This is a genomic window from Salinispora sp. H7-4 (assembly GCF_013416675.1).
Taxonomy (GTDB): domain Bacteria; phylum Actinomycetota; class Actinomycetes; order Mycobacteriales; family Micromonosporaceae; genus Micromonospora; species Micromonospora vitiensis.
Genome location: NZ_JABZED010000004.1, coordinates 28,013 through 42,059, shown reverse-complemented (window position 1 = coordinate 42,059; position 14,047 = coordinate 28,013). Strand labels below are relative to the sequence as shown.

The 14,047-nt window shown below is 71.0% G+C and carries 15 protein-coding genes; 8 read left to right on the top strand and 7 right to left on the bottom strand.

What is annotated here, in order from left to right:
- Positions 1 to 24: 24 nt before the first annotated feature.
- Entirely contained in the window at positions 25 to 390 is a 366-nt protein-coding gene (gene crcB, locus H0524_RS05385) for a fluoride efflux transporter CrcB (RefSeq protein WP_180197660.1), read from the bottom strand.
- Positions 387 to 890 (bottom strand): fluoride efflux transporter CrcB, encoded by a 504-nt coding sequence (gene crcB / locus H0524_RS05380; RefSeq protein WP_180197659.1) that lies wholly within the window; start codon positions 888 to 890, stop codon positions 387 to 389. The genes crcB (H0524_RS05385) and crcB (H0524_RS05380) overlap by 4 nt, the downstream gene beginning before the upstream one ends.
- 169 nt (positions 891 to 1,059) lie before the next feature.
- Here crcB (H0524_RS05380) and paaI point away from each other — a divergent pair, with 169 nt between their 5' ends.
- Positions 1,060 to 1,503 carry a hydroxyphenylacetyl-CoA thioesterase PaaI gene (gene paaI, locus H0524_RS05375; RefSeq protein WP_018724766.1) on the top strand — a complete coding sequence of 148 codons (444 nt, stop codon included), beginning with the start codon at positions 1,060 to 1,062 and terminating at the stop codon, positions 1,501 to 1,503.
- Positions 1,504 to 1,595: 92 nt separating this feature from the next.
- On the opposite strand, the gene H0524_RS05370 is transcribed toward paaI, so the two are convergent.
- Positions 1,596 to 2,957 carry a right-handed parallel beta-helix repeat-containing protein gene (locus H0524_RS05370; protein ID WP_180197658.1) on the bottom strand — a complete coding sequence of 454 codons (1,362 nt, stop codon included), beginning with the start codon at positions 2,955 to 2,957 and terminating at the stop codon, positions 1,596 to 1,598.
- A 401-nt stretch (positions 2,958 to 3,358) separates the two neighbouring features.
- On the opposite strand from H0524_RS05370, the gene H0524_RS05365 reads away from it, so the two are divergent.
- Entirely contained in the window at positions 3,359 to 4,798 is a 1,440-nt protein-coding gene (locus H0524_RS05365) for a hypothetical protein (RefSeq protein ID WP_180197657.1), read from the top strand.
- Between the two features lie 94 nt (positions 4,799 to 4,892).
- Here the strand turns inward: H0524_RS05365 and H0524_RS05360 are convergent, their stop codons facing one another.
- The 4 genes from H0524_RS05360 to H0524_RS05345 form a co-directional block, all read right to left on the bottom strand.
- Positions 4,893 to 5,699 (bottom strand): helix-hairpin-helix domain-containing protein, encoded by an 807-nt coding sequence (locus H0524_RS05360; RefSeq protein ID WP_180197656.1) that lies wholly within the window; start codon positions 5,697 to 5,699, stop codon positions 4,893 to 4,895.
- A 209-nt stretch (positions 5,700 to 5,908) separates the two neighbouring features.
- Positions 5,909 to 7,261 (bottom strand): FAD-dependent monooxygenase, encoded by a 1,353-nt coding sequence (locus tag H0524_RS05355; protein ID WP_180197655.1) that lies wholly within the window; start codon positions 7,259 to 7,261, stop codon positions 5,909 to 5,911.
- A 7-nt stretch (positions 7,262 to 7,268) separates the two neighbouring features.
- Positions 7,269 to 7,616 (bottom strand): TcmI family type II polyketide cyclase, encoded by a 348-nt coding sequence (locus H0524_RS05350; protein WP_018724771.1) that lies wholly within the window; start codon positions 7,614 to 7,616, stop codon positions 7,269 to 7,271.
- A gap of 78 nt (positions 7,617 to 7,694) precedes the next feature.
- Positions 7,695 to 8,519, bottom strand: a complete 825-nt coding sequence (locus H0524_RS05345; protein WP_180197654.1) for a BTAD domain-containing putative transcriptional regulator — start codon at positions 8,517 to 8,519, stop codon at positions 7,695 to 7,697.
- A gap of 392 nt (positions 8,520 to 8,911) precedes the next feature.
- Here H0524_RS05345 and H0524_RS05340 point away from each other — a divergent pair, with 392 nt between their 5' ends.
- From H0524_RS05340 to H0524_RS05315, 6 genes are read left to right on the top strand one after another with little or no spacing between them, the layout of a single operon-like run.
- The gene (locus H0524_RS05340) at positions 8,912 to 9,244 is read left to right on the top strand and encodes a TcmI family type II polyketide cyclase (protein ID WP_180197653.1); all 333 of its coding nucleotides are present in this window, start codon (positions 8,912 to 8,914) and stop codon (positions 9,242 to 9,244) included.
- Positions 9,241 to 10,935 (top strand): acetyl-CoA carboxylase carboxyltransferase subunit alpha, encoded by a 1,695-nt coding sequence (locus tag H0524_RS05335; protein WP_180197652.1) that lies wholly within the window; start codon positions 9,241 to 9,243, stop codon positions 10,933 to 10,935. Before H0524_RS05340 ends, H0524_RS05335 begins: the two co-directional genes overlap by 4 nt.
- Complete coding sequence (accB, locus tag H0524_RS05330) at positions 10,932 to 11,537, top strand: acetyl-CoA carboxylase biotin carboxyl carrier protein (protein WP_180197651.1); 606 nt, start codon at positions 10,932 to 10,934, stop codon at positions 11,535 to 11,537. The genes H0524_RS05335 and accB overlap by 4 nt, the downstream gene beginning before the upstream one ends.
- 13 nt (positions 11,538 to 11,550) lie before the next feature.
- Positions 11,551 to 12,927, top strand: coding sequence for an acetyl/propionyl/methylcrotonyl-CoA carboxylase subunit alpha (locus H0524_RS05325; RefSeq protein WP_180197650.1), 1,377 nt, complete (start codon positions 11,551 to 11,553; stop codon positions 12,925 to 12,927).
- Positions 12,924 to 13,643: an SRPBCC family protein gene (locus H0524_RS05320; RefSeq protein WP_180197649.1), complete on the top strand. Its 720-nt coding sequence runs from the start codon at positions 12,924 to 12,926 to the stop codon at positions 13,641 to 13,643. The genes H0524_RS05325 and H0524_RS05320 overlap by 4 nt, the downstream gene beginning before the upstream one ends.
- Complete coding sequence (locus tag H0524_RS05315) at positions 13,636 to 14,040, top strand: cupin domain-containing protein (protein ID WP_180197648.1); 405 nt, start codon at positions 13,636 to 13,638, stop codon at positions 14,038 to 14,040. The genes H0524_RS05320 and H0524_RS05315 overlap by 8 nt, the downstream gene beginning before the upstream one ends.
- The last annotated feature ends 7 nt before the right edge of the window (positions 14,041 to 14,047 follow it).

The window sequence follows — 14,047 nt, the reverse complement described above, 5'->3', positions numbered from 1 at the left end:
GGTGGGAAGCGCGGCGGGCCCGGCTCACGGCCAGGGCAGGGCGGTCGCCGCGAGGTGGCCGAGCGTCGCCGCGGCCACCGCGGCGGCGACGCCGAGTACCGCGTTGGCCACCGCTGGACGAAACCGACCGGCGGTGGCCAGGCGCAGGGTTTCGTAGCTGGCCGTCGAGTAGGTGGTGAGGGCGCCGCAGAGCCCGGTGCCGAGCAGCACGCCGGCCGCCGGCGGGAGCGGGAGTCCCAGCAGGAACCCGAGCAGCAGCGAGCCGGCCACATTGACGGTCAACGTGCCCCAGGGGAAGCGGGCACCGAAGCGGTCCTGTACCGCTCGGTCGGCGAGGTAGCGCAGCGGCGCCCCGACGGCCGCGCCGAGCGCGACGAGCAGCACGGTCATCCGCGCACCGCCCGCTGTCCCGCCCCGGTCCCGCCGCCCGACGGCGTGAGCCGGTCGGTGGCCGTGTATCCGACCCAGACGGCGAGCAGTGCGCCGACCAGGGTCGCCACGAGGTAGGTCAGGGCGGTCGGCACCGCGCCGTCGGCGGCCAGCTGCCGTGCCTCCACGGCGTGGGTGGCGAAGGTGGTGTAGCCACCGAGCACCCCGACCCCGAGAAACGGCCGGGCCAGCACCGGTGGGTTGGCCCGCTTGGCGAGCACCGCCATCAGCACGCCGATCAGCAGACATCCGCTCAGGTTGACCGTGAACGTCGGCCACGGGAAGCCCGTGGGACCGGGTGGCAGCGCGGCCGAGAGGCCGGCGCGGGCCAGCGCGCCCAGCACACCGCCGGCGGAGACGGCGGCGAGCACCGCGGCCGGGTGGACGGCCAGCTCGGCTCGATCGGCGGGCACGGCCAGATCGACGTCGGGGTCAACGCGTCGCTGCTCCGGTCCGGACACCCGTACCCCCCATCCATCCCGCCGTTGACCGAGCCCACCCTAACGGCGGGGCAGCACGGCCATGCGGTAGCGGGGTGCGCTCGGGCGGCGGGTGGAGCCGGACCCGCGGCGGTGGCGTACGGTGGCAAGATCGACGAACTGTCCGTCCGGCGCAGTGAGGAGAGCGGCGATGTCGGATCGTCCGCCACACCCGGACCATCCGGCTCCGGACCCGCAGCGGCGCAACGCCGCGTACGACATGTTCGCTGCCGATGTCGCCTCGCGTGCGCTCGGTATCGAGCTGGTGGAGGCGGCGGCGGGGGCGGCGGTGGCCCGGATGAGGGTGACCGGGGCGATGGTCAACGGTCACGGCATCGCCCACGGCGGCTATCTGTTCCTGCTCGCCGACACCGCGTTCGCATTGGCCGGTAACAGCCACGGACCGGTGACGGTAGCGGCCGGCGGTGACATCATCTTCGTGCGACCGGCGCGCGAGGGGGATCTGCTGCTCGCCCACGCCGCCGAACGCCTCCGCTACGGCCGCAGCGGGATCTACGACGTCACGGTCACCCGAGCCGACGGTGTGGTGATCGCCGAGTTCCGTGGTCGTAGCCGGGTCCTGAACGGGGACTGAGCCGGCCGGGGCGGCGGCGCGGCCGAGGGGTTCCGTCCCCACCACCAGGCGGCGGGAGCGAAACCCCTCGGGTCCGAGGTGTTCGGCTACTGCTACCCGGCGCAGTCGGGCACGTCTCCGGAGCAGTTGTTCGGCCGGTTCTTAGCCACCACGGTGCCGGTGGCGGTGTTGAGGTTCACCGTGCCGCCGACTTCGTTGAAGATTCCGCCACCGTCCTCGCCGGAGATGTTTTTGATGACCTTGGTGGTGAACAGACTGATGGTGCCGTCGCTGTCGTTGAAGATTCCGCCACCCGCCTCCTCCGCAAGATTGCTGACGATTTCGTTCTTGCGCAGCACGACCTGGCCATCGTTGTGTATTCCGCCACCCTCCCCAAGGGAGATGTTGTTCTTGATCAGAGTCTTTTCGGCCACGAGCGTGGAATCGGAGAAGATAGCTATTCCCGAGCCCTGGAAGGAGGTGTTCTTTACGATTTTCACCTGCTGTAGCGTGGCCTGCGCCTCGCCGAGGGTGATTCCGCCACCGTCATCGACGCCGGAGTTGCCGACGACTTCCGAGTGGGTGAGCCGGAGGATTCCGGAGTCGACGCTCAGTCCGCCGGCCTCTTCCGCCATGTTGTCGTTCACCACGCTCTTGTGCACCAGTGCGGTGCCGTCCTCGCGTACGTCAATGCCGCCACCGACATCCGTGGCGGCGTTGATGCTGATCTCTGTTTCGGTCACACTGAGGTGGCCGTTGCTCTGGATGCCACCACCCGCCGCCGCTTGATTGAGGGTGAATGTGGAGCCCTTGACCCTGGTGGTGCCGTTGTTGGCGATGCCGCCGCCGTTGTCCTCGGCGATGTTGCGGGTGATGGTGCTGTGTTTGACGGTCAACTCTCCGCCCTGGTTGACGAGGATGCCCCCGCCGTCCTCCTCAGCGACACCGCCAGTGATCTTCAATTTGTTGAGGGTGAGCTTGCCGCCGGTGTCGACGTTGAGGATTCTGAATTGATCGGCGGCGGTGGAGCGTTCGATGGTGGTGTGCTTGCTGCCGTTGAGGGTGATTGGGGTGGTGATCGTGGGAAGGCCGCTGCCATCGATGTTGGTGGTGAGCAGGTAGGTGCAGTCCTTGGCGAGGTCGAGGATGCCGCCGCCGCGGGCGTTGGCGAGGGTGATCGCGGCGATGAGTTTGTCCGCGCTGCAGGGGACGGGGGTGCCCTTGGCTTTGTCCTCCTTGCCTGTCTTGCCGTCGCCCCTACCCGCCTCGCGATGCCCGTCGGCGGAGGACCGGTCGCCGGCGGTGGGAGTGCGCCCGACGGCGTCGGCGGCCGGGGTGGCGGCGGCGGCGGTTAGGGCCAGGCCCGCCACCCCGGCGAGCCCGAGGGTCCACCATCGTCCCCTCGTCCGGCCTCCACCTGGCTGGTTCGGTTCGTGGTCGTGGTCGTGGTCGTGGTCGTGGTGCGAATGGTTCATCGCGGTCTCGGTGTCCTTCCCGTCGCGGACGAGCAGCAGGTCACCCGGGTGGTAGGGCCGGGTGCTGTTCCTCGACTACCAGGTAGGCGGTAGCAATCCCCTCGAGCTAAACCGACATAATTCCCAAACAGGCATGAATACGAGAAGATCTCCCTAAACGGGGTAGTAGTGCCGTCCTGGTTGCCAGTGAGTCATTGGAGCGGCGAGGTGCGAACGCCCGGCGATGCCAACCATCGGCGCTGTCTTCCAGAATGTGAGGTAAAGAGGTGATTTATTCACGTTGGCGCGCCTGCCCCCTCTTGGGTCCGTACCGTGACGTTCGGTGACGACCACGTGGTCGGTGCCCTACCGTCCGGAATCGTCCGGTCGGCTCAGGTGTGAGGGGAAGGCAGGAGAGCACGATGTCCACGTATCACGACAGCCAGCGACCGCCGCGGGGCCGGCGCCGGCCCCGACGGCTGCTCGCCGGCGGGTTGGTGGCCAGTGGCCTGGTCGTCGGAGCGGCGGGGTTGGCCGGCACGGCCGCGGCTCACGAGCGACCGTACGGCAGCGAGAACGCCTCCGTGACCCAGGGCGACTCCGCCGGTGAGGTCGGCGGAGAGTCCCTCGGGACGCCGGTGCCCTGTGGCAGCGCCCAGCTGGTCGCCGCGTTGGTCCGGGTCAACGCCGAGGGCGGCGGGGTGCTGCGGCTCGCGCCGAGATGCACCTACACGCTCACCGACGCCTTCCAGCAGCCCGACCTGTACGACGGCGGGATCCGGGACGCGCGGGAGGCGGCGGACGCGGCCGAGAACCCGGGTGCGGCCGAGAAGCCGCCGCGTAACCCGGCCGATGACAAGGCGGGACTGCCGGTCATCTACCACCCGGTCACCATCGAAGGTGAGCAGGCCACGATCGAGCGTGCGCAGGATGCCGAAGTGTTCCGCTTCTTCACTGTCCGTGACGCCGGTGAGCTAACTCTGCGTAACGTCCGGCTCGTCGGCGGTCACTCCGACGCCGAGGGAGGCGCCGTCCACGTGGTGCATGGCGCATCGGCGTTGATCGAGCAGGTGACGGCGATGAACAACACCTCGTCCTCGGCGGAGGGCGGCGGGGGAGCCCTGTTCAACGACGGCAACATGGTCGTCCGGGACAGCACGCTCATCAACAACCACGCCCTCGGAGCGGCGGGTAAGGGCGGGGGCCTGCTCAACAACGGGGTGTTGGCCCTGCACTCATCGACCTTCACGGGTAACAGCGCCACCGCCTACGGTGGCGGGCTGGGCAACTACCAGGCCGCGGCGGAGGTGCACACGAGCACCTTCGAGCAGAACTCGGCGGCGCAGGGTGGGGGGCTGGCCAGCTTCTCGGCCCGTACCCGCGTCTCCGACTCGACCGTCGTCGGCAACCAGGCGGGAACCGGGGGCGGGATCGCGAACTCGGACGCGCTGATCTTCCTGCGCGGAATGGAGATCCGGGACAACCTCGCCACCGGCAACGGCGGCGGCCTCTCCACCTCCCAGGGCCTCGTGCCGCTGGACGACAGCGTGGTGGCGGGCAACACGGCACACGGCTCGGGCGGTGGCATTCACGCAGCCAAGTCGAACCTGTTGGTCCGGGGCAGCACGGTCCAGGGCAACCGCGCCGTCGAAGCGAAGTCCACCGGCGGTGGGATCGCGGTCAGCATGGGCCGGGTCGCGCTCTACCGCAGTCAGGTAACCGGGAATCAGTCAACGCTGCCGGCGGGCGGCCTGCTGGTGGACAAGGCGCAGGCGACGCTGGACTCGCAGACTGTGGTCGGGGAGAACCAGCAGACCAACTGTCTGGGTAGCACCGGCCCGGTGCTGAACTGCTTCCGGTAACACCACTCGCGACCAGGTGGGGTATCCGACCGCACCGGGGACGGCAGCGCCGTCCCCGGTGCGGTCGGATACCCGTCGACCGGGGCCCGCGACGTCAGGTGCCCGAGCCGCTCTCGGTCGGCAGCACACCCGCTGGCTCGGGCGCCTTGGCCAGCGCCTTCGCCTGCTGTGGCCAGGTCGGCAGGCTCGCCGCGCCACGCAGGCCGGCGGCGCGAATCATCTCCCGCAGCGCCGGCTCGTCCAACTCGGCGAGTTGCCGGTAGGTGCGGATGCCGGCGGCGTGGAGCGCCGCGGCCATTTTCGGCCCGACCCCCTGGATTCGACGGAAGTCGTCCTTGGCGTCCGGCTCCGGTCCGGACTCAGCGGCAACCGGGGCCTGGTCCACCGGCTCGGCGTCGGGCGCCGCCGGGTGCGGGGCGACCACCGGGGGCGCCGTCGGGTCGGCGTCGGCTGTCTCCTCGGCCGGGCTGCGGTCGGCCGCCGGGGCATGCTCCCGGGCCGCTGGCCCCAGGTCGACCTGCTCCGACACCGACGCCGGTTCTGGCGCCGACCTCGGCTCCGGCGCTGACGCCGGCTCTGGCGCTGACGCCGGTTCTGGCGCTGACGCCGGTTCTGGCGCTGACGCCGACGTGGGTTCCGGCGCTGAGGTGGGTTCCGGCGTGGGCTCTGACGCCGTAGGAGTCGAGGTCGGAGCCGGTTCGGTCACGCTGGGAGCGTTGGTGTTGGTGTCGCGGTCGGTGGGGGCGGGCGCTCCTCCGACGGTCCTCGTCGTGGGTGCCGGCGTACCATCCCCAGTGGTGCCACCACCCCGCGCGGCTCTACGCCGGCCGCGGACCGCCCAGCCGGCGGCGGCGCCCACTAGCAGGGCCACGACAATCAACGGCCAGTCCGACCACGCCACGGCAGACCTCCCCTTTTCGATTAGCGAGTTAGTCGAGAAAGCTCGCCGCAGCTTGCCACATTCCCGGTGCGGTACGACAGCATGGCCTGGTAACACAGCGCGCAACCGGATCGGATCACACCCACGGTGTTCATGGCGCGACTCAACGTCGCCGGAAGGGTCGGTGGGAGGCGTGGCCGGACCCCCGAGCTGGGGTCCGGCCGTTGTGGTCAGTCCTCCTCCTCGCCCCGGTAGCTGTAGAAGTCATCAACAAACCGACGGGCGAGGCGCGGCACCCGGCTGGTGATGCCGAAGTAACCACGGGCCCCGAGCAGGGCGAGCCGCCCGACGACCGGTTTGTACATGGGGTCGTCGCCGCTGGTGCCGCTGCGGTTCAACGAGTCCGCCACCCGCGCGAAGCCGTACGGCAGCATCGCTGCCTCGTAGTCGGCTACCGCCTGCAACAGCGTCTTCTCCCCGGCGGCGGTGTGGCCCAACTGCCGGGTCAGTAGGGCGGCATCCCGCAGGGCGGTGTTCGCGCCCACCCCGCGCCCCGGCGTCATCGTGTGGATGGCATCGCCGAGCAGGGTGACCGTGCTGCTCTTCCAGGGTGGCACCGGCTCACTGGTGGAGACCTTGACCGGCAGGGCGCTGGCCGGGTCGGCGAGGTCCAGCAGTTGGCGAAGGTTCGGGTGCCAGTTGCGGGTCAGGCCGAGCGCGGTCCGGATCAGCTCCTCGCCGCGTTGGCGCATGATGTCCGGCGGGAACCGCCGGGCGGTACTCCAGACCACCAGGTTCACGTTGTCGCGGGTGCTGTCGTGCGCCCGGCCGGGCCAGCGGTTCAACAGCGCCACATCGGCCGGATCGAGGCCGTCCTTGAGTGCGCCCGAGCGGTCCCACGGAAACTCCATGACATGTAGGACACCCATCACCCCACCGTTGCCGAAGATGAGCGAGATGCCCTTCTCGATCCGCTCCGGCAGCAGCGCCCGTACCTCCTCGGTGAACGGGATCCGGGTGGCGATGTTGATGGTGCCCGCGTTTCGGGTGACGGCGTGCGGCAGATACTGGCGCCGGACCGCCGAGTGGGTGCCGTCCGCGCCCACCAGCAGGCTGCCGGTGGCGCTGTCCCCGTCCGCGAAGTACGCGGTGACGGTGCCGTCATCGCGCTGCTCGAAGTGGGTGAGGGACTTGTCGAAGTGGACCACGTCCTCCAGCCCGGTGAGCAGGACCTGGCGCAGGGTCATCCGGGCGACGGATCGCTCGGTGTTCACCCCGTCGGTCTCCGGTCGTAGCGGAAAGGACGCGGTCTGCCGGAGCCGTTGGGTGATGACGTTGAAGTAGCGGGGGGACTTCGCACAGGTGGCCAGGTAGGTGTGGAAAAGTTCGGACGACAGGCACTCGCGCAGCGCCCGGCTGCCAGTTGGTCCGATGCCGACCCGGTAGCCGAGTAGGCCATCGCCTCGGGTGCGGTACCGCTCATAGACGGTCACGGCGATGCCGGCCTGGCGCAGTCCCTGCGCCAGGCAGAGCCCACCGGTCCCCGCCCCGATGATCAGAACGTGCGGTTGGTCGCGGGACACGTGTGCGTCAGCCCGCCACGTGGGGCGCGGCGGCAGCCGTGGAGTCCCAACGGTAGAAGCAGCCGGCGATGGCGTCGCGCGGTGAGCGCCAGGTCGGCAGGTATGGGGAGGTGTGCGCGGAGAGTCGCTCGTTGACCTGTTGGTAGAGCGGATGGTTCCGGGCGCCGGCCAGGGTGTCCGGGTCTACGTCGGCGGTCTCCATCAGGTGGATGCACAGGTCATGCAGGCAGTACAGGGAGCGGTGCCGGACGCCGGTGAGGCTGGGTAACTCGGTGGCGTCGGACTCGGCGAAGATCTGTGCCACCCGTCCCTCCGCACCGGGGACGATCCTGCTGACGATCAGTAGTCGGCTCATTTTGGGATTCCTTCCGCCGTGGTGCCCCGTGCGGCCGGTCCGGGGCGCGTGCCGTTCTCCACGCTGCCGAGCCCCCTGTCACCTGCCCGTCACATCCATGTCCGTTCTGGTGACGCGGGGGGTCGGTGGCGGCCGACGTCCGTGGGGGTCACGGCTGGCCTGCCGGATCGGCCGGAGCGTCTCGTCGAGTAGGGCGGTCATCGCGGCGGACGGCTCCAGCCGTAACTCCCGGCGCAGCAGGTCGCGGTAGACGTAGAACGCGTGCACCGCCTCGAAGGCGTTGCCCTCGGCGAGGTGGATGCGGACCACCAGGCGGTGGGGTGTTTCGCGGAGCGGCTCGGAGGCCAGCGCTTCCAACGCCGCTTCGAGCGCCTCACCGTGCCGGCCCGCTGCCAGATAGTGGTCGGCCAGCTCCTCGAGCATGTGTAGCCGCAGCTGGCGTAGCCGCTCCCGCTCGGCCAACACCCAGTCGTCGTACCAGCCGGGCAGCAGGTCGTGGCGGCCCTTCGCGAGTACGGCCGCCGCGGTGTTCGGGTCGTCCCCGTCCCGGACCCGGGCGGCCATCCCGACCAGGGCATCCACGTCAACCTGGACGGCGGGCCCGAGCCGGAGGGTGTCCCCACTGGTATGCAGCGGGCAGTAGGGGTCCTGCCGTAACCGCCACAGGGCGGTGCGGAGTGAGGAGAGGGCGCGCTCCTCGGGGGTGTCTGGCCAGAGCAGCCCGGCGAGGTGGCTGCGGGTGGTGCCGGGGCGCAGGCCGACCAGCGCGAGTACGCGTTGGAGCCCGCGCGGTACGACCACCGGGGCGTCGCTGTGCAACAGCCGGAACCCGCCCAGCAGGTGCAGCCGGATCGGAGTACCCGGACGGTCCCCGGCGGTCGGCATGGACGGACCAGCGGCCATGGCGGACCCCCTGCGGAATGTTCCTCGGTGGTGTCTCCCGGCGCGGCTTCCCGTGACCCCACGGGTCGGGTAGCTGGTCCCGCGGCACGGCGTCGGGTCACGGCCACCGGGTTAACCGTGACGGAGATTATCAATTCAGTCACGCACCGTCAACATCTCGATCGGTGTGTAACTGCTATGAAACCCGCTCTGAACTGGGGATAGGCAACTATGTGCAGGTTGCATGTCACAGCTCCTACACAGTCAGCGTCAACGCACCGTCACCAAACTCTGGGCCGGGGACGGCTCCGGTGACGCGCCGGTGACGGTGGTGCGGCCATGGTGCGCATAGTCATCCGGCTTTTCGGCGTACGGCGCCGCCGGCGTCCGCAGCCGTTAGGGGAGGTTCATCGATGGAGCGTTCGTTGATCGTCGCGAAGGTCGACCCGAGCGCGGAGGAGCGGATCGCCGAGATCTTCGCCGAGTCCGACGCGACCGAGTTGCCTCGCCTGGCCGGGGTCCAGCACCGGTCGCTGTACCGGCTACAAGACCTGTACCTGCACCTCCTGGAGACGGAGCTGCCGGGGGAGAACGCGGTCGCCGGGGCCCGGCACCACCCGGAGTTCGTCCGGGTCAGTGAGCGGCTGCGTCCGTACGTCTCGCCGTACCTGCCGACCTGGCGGGAACCACGAGACGCGATGGCCCGGTGCGTGTACCGGTTCGACGCTCCCGGAGACCGGCCATGAACCCGACCACGCCCCGTGGCGGACAGCTCTGGTCCCGCTGCGGCGGCTGCGCCAGCCTGCTGTATCGCAAGCGGCTCCGGCGGAATCTGGACGTGTGCCCGGAGTGCGGCGCGCACTCCCGGCTCGACGCGCCGGCCCGCCTGGCGCAGCTGGTGGACCCCGGGTCGTTTTCCGCGCTCGGCGACCAGGCGCCGGAGGTGGATCCGATCGGCTTCGTCGACGTGCTCCCCTACCCCCATCGGCTCACTGCCGCGCGCAGTGGCACCGGGCTGGCCGAGGCGGTTGTCTGCGGCACCGCCACGGTGGCCGGGAGCCGTTGTGTGATCGCCGTGATGGACTTCCGCTTCCTCGGTGGCAGCCTCGGGTGCGCGGTCGGGGAGCTGATCACCCGGGCCGCCGAGCGTGCCCTCGCCGACCGGGTTCCGCTGGTGGTGGTGACCGCCTCCGGCGGAGCGCGGATGCAGGAAGGGGTGCTGTCGTTGATGCAGATGGCGACGGTCAGCCAGGCCGTCGCCGCGTTGCGCGAGTCCGGGGTGCCGAGCGTGAGCGTGCTCACGGACCCCACCTACGGCGGGGTGGCCGCCTCGTTCGCCACCAACACCGACGTGGTGGTCGCCGAGAGCGGTGCCCGGATGGGCTTCGCCGGTCCTCGGGTGATTCGCCAGGTGACCGGCCGGGAGCTGCCCGAAGGGTTCCAGACCGCCGAGTTTCTGCTGCGGCACGGCCAGGTTGATCTGGTGGTGCCCCGGCACGCCCTGCGCGGTTGCCTCGCCACGCTGCTCGCCGCCGCAGCCGGCGGGCGTGAACCGGTGGGTGCCGGGCCCGAACCGGAGGGCCCAGGCCGGAGCAGCCCGCCGGCGCAGGGTGCGAACGAGCGGGACGCCTGGGAGACGGTCCGGCTGGCCCGGCACCCGGGTCGGCCGACCACCCTGGACTATCTGGAGACGGCCTTCGACAGCTTCGTCGAGTTGCACGGTGACCGGCTGGGTGCGGACTGCCCGGCGGTCGTCGGCGGGCTGGCCGAGCTGGCTGGCCGGCCGGTCCTGGTGGTCGGCCACCAGAAGGGCCACACGACCGCCGACCTGATGTCCCGCAACTTCGGAATGGCGAGCCCGGCCGGGCACCGGAAGGCGCTCCGCCTGGTCCGGCTGGCCGCGCGGTGGGGGCTGCCCGTCGTCACCCTCGTGGACACCCCGGGCGCTGACCCGGGAGTGGGTGCGGAGGAACAGGGCCAGGCCGCGGCGATCGCCGAGAACATCCTGACCCTGACGATGTTGCCGACCCCGGTCGTAGCGGTGATCACCGGCGAGGGCGGCAGCGGCGGTGCGCTGGCGCTCGCGGTCGCCGACCGGGTGTTGATGCTGGAACACGCCGTCTATTCGGTGATCAGCCCGGAGGGGTGCGCCGCGATTCTCTGGCCCGACCGGTCCGCTGCCCCGCAGGCGGCCCGCGCGCTGCGACTGACCAGCGCCGACCTCTGGCAGCTCGGGGTGGTGGACGCGGTGGTACCGGAACCGGCGCCGGCCGCGCACCACGACCCACCGGCCGCCATGCAGGCGGTGCGGGAGGCGGTGCTGGCGCACCTGGTGCCGTTGCTCGACGTGCCCACCGCGACCCTGGTTCGCCGCCGAAGGCGACGGTTCCGTCGGTTCGGTGCCGCCGGCCGCGGAGCCAGGGCGGGTGCCCGATGAGCGCCGAACTGGCGCCGACCGGCGTCACGACCCTCAACGGTGACGCGACGGCGGACCCGGAACCACGGTCCGGCGGGGCCTTCGACGCGACCGCGGCCGGGGTAGCCAACGTTCCGGCGGACCTCGCGCTGACCGACCTGCGCCGTCAGGCCCGGGAACTCCTCGCCGAGTTGGCCGGGCCGATCCGGCGGATCCGGCTGGGCAGCGGCGACGCGGTCCTGGAGGTGGAGTGGCACGCGGTGGGTGACGGCGGGCAACCGCCCGCGCACCCGGTCCTCGCCGCGCCGCCGGTCGTCCCCGCGCACCCGCTCCTCGCCGCGCAACCGGTCGTCCCCGTGCAGCCAGCAGCCGTGCCCACCGCTCGGCACGCGGTGCGGTCACCGATCGTCGGCACCTTCTACCGGGCGCCGGAGCCCGGCGCGGCGCCGTTCGTCGCCGTCGGCGACCGGGTCCACCCCGGCCAGGTCGTCGGCATCGTCGAGGCGATGAAGTTGATGAATGAGGTGACCGCCGACCGGGCCGGGCGAATCGCCGAGGTCCTCACCGACGACGGTCAACCGGTGGAGTACGACCAGCCGCTGCTCGCGGTGGATCCGATCTGAGGCGGGTGGGCTGATGTTCGGCAAGGTACTCATCGCCAATCGGGGCGAGATCGCACTGCGGGTGCTGCGCGCCTGCCGCGAGTTGGGCATCCGTACCGCGGTGGTCTACTCCACGGCGGACGCCGACTCGACCGCCGTGCGGCTCGCCGACGAGGCGGTCCTGATCGGACCGGCGGCGAGTCGCCGCAGCTACCTGAACCCCGCGGCCATCGTCGAGGCCGCCCGCCTGGTAGGGGCGCAGGCGGTGCACCCCGGCTACGGCTTCCTCTCCGAGGACGCCGACTTCGCCGAGATCTGCGCGGACAACGGTCTCGTCTTCGTGGGTCCGCCGCCGCAGGTGATGGCCGCGCTGGCCGACAAGTCGTCCGCGCGGGCGCTGATGAGCCGCGCCGGCCTGCCGCTGCCACCGGGCAGCATCGCACCGGTGCCGACCGCCGCAGACGCCGCCCGGGTCGCCGCCGAGGTGGGCTATCCGGTGATCGTCAAGGCCGCCGCCGGGGGCGGTGGCCGGGGGATGACGGTGGTCTCCACGCCGGCCGAGCTACCGCGGGCGTACGCCCGAACCCGGGCCGCCGCCCAGGTGGCCTTCGGCGACGACCGGGTGTACGTCGAGCGGTACCTCGGCAACGCCCGGCACGTGGAGGTGCAGGTGCTCTGCGACACCCACGGCAACGGAGTGCACCTGGGGACCCGGGACTGCTCGGTGCAGCGCCGACACCAGAAGCTTGTCGAGGAGGCGCCCGCCCCCGCCCTGTCCACGACAACCCTGGACACGATCGCCGACAGCGCGCTACGCGGCGCGTTGGAGGTCGGCTTCACCGGTGCCGGGACGGTGGAGTTCCTGGTTGACCCGGCGGAACAGTTCCACTTCCTGGAGATCAATTGTCGGATCCAGGTGGAGCACCCGGTCACCGAGATGGTCACCGGAATCGACCTGGTGCACGAGCAGCTGCACCTGGCCGCCGGCGGAACGCTGCGGTGGCGGCAGGAGGAGATCGTGACGCACGGGGTGGCGGTCGAGTGCCGGGTCAACGTCGAGGATCCCGATCGGGACTTCGTACCGACCCCCGGCCGGCTGGAGCGGTTCGTCCCCCCGGGGGGCCCCTTCACCCGGGTTGACACCCACGGGTATCCCGGCTACGTCGTCGGCCCCCACTACGACTCGCTCCTGGCCAAGGTGGCGGTCTGGGCCCCGGACCGGGAGCTGGCCCTGAACCGGCTGGAACGTGCGCTCGGCGAGTTCGACGTCGCCGGCCCCGGCGTCCACACCACCATCCCGTTCGTCCGGCGGGTGCTCGACGACGCCGGCTTCCGCAAGGGCCGCCACTGTACCGGTCTGGTCGAGACGCTACTCGCTGACCTGCCCACCCATTCGAGGAGGAACGCATGACCGTCACCGACGGCCGCCCACTGGCCGCCGACATCACCGACATCCTGGTAGCCCACTGCGGGCTCAACCCCGACGACGCCGCCCGCACCCCGGCCGCCTCGCTGGAGGAGCTGGGCATGGACTCGCTCGCCCTGCTCGAGCTCTCCGCCGTGGTCGCCGACCGCTGGCAGGTGCGCATCCCGGAGGAGACCGGGCAGCTCAGCATCGCGGGCGTCGCGGATCTCGTCGCCCGCCGCGTCGAGCCGGCCGGGCACACCGAGAACGAGATCCTGATCGCCGCCCCCCTACCGCTGGTCTGGAAGGTCACCAACGACGTTGCCGGCTGGCCCGACCTGTTCACCGAGTACGCGGTGGCCGAGATCCTGCAGCAGGAGGGGAACACCGTCCGGTTCCGGCTCACCATGCACCCCGACGAGAACGGGATCGCCTGGAGCTGGGTCAGCGAGCGCACGGCCGACCCGGAGGGGCGGGAGGTCCACGCGCAGCGGGTGGAGCCGGGGCCGTTCGAGTACATGCGGATCCACTGGCGCTACGTCGAGGAGCCCGGCGGTACCCGGATGATCTGGACGCAGGACTTCGCCATGAAGCCCACCGCCCCGTTGAACAACGCCGAGATGACCGATCGGATCAACACCAACAGCGCGGTGCAGCTCGCGGTGATCAAGGAGAAGGTCGAGCGGCGGGCCGCGCAGGAGACGGGAGTCGGGGATGAGTGAGCGGGAGCCCGGGGTGGTGGCCGCGGCGGACGTGGCCGCCGACACCCGCCGCGGTGGCGAGCTGCGGGTACTGCTCGGTCCGCGTACCGTCGGCAGCACCTCGGGGTTCATGGGCGTGGCGACGCTGGGACCGGGGGAGCGGATCGCCGAGCACTACCACCCCTACAGCGAGGAGTTCCTCTACGTCGCCCGGGGTGCGATCACCGTGGACCTGGACGACGCGCCGGTCTCGCTGGCAACCGGCGAGGCGCTCTTCGTCCCGATCAATGTCCGGCATCGGCTGCGCAACACCGGCACCGTGGACGCCGAGGTCGTGTTCCACCTCGGTCCGCTCGCCCCGCGCCCCGAACTGGGCCACGTCGACACCGAACTCGTCGGGCAACGAGGTGGGTCATGAGCGTGCA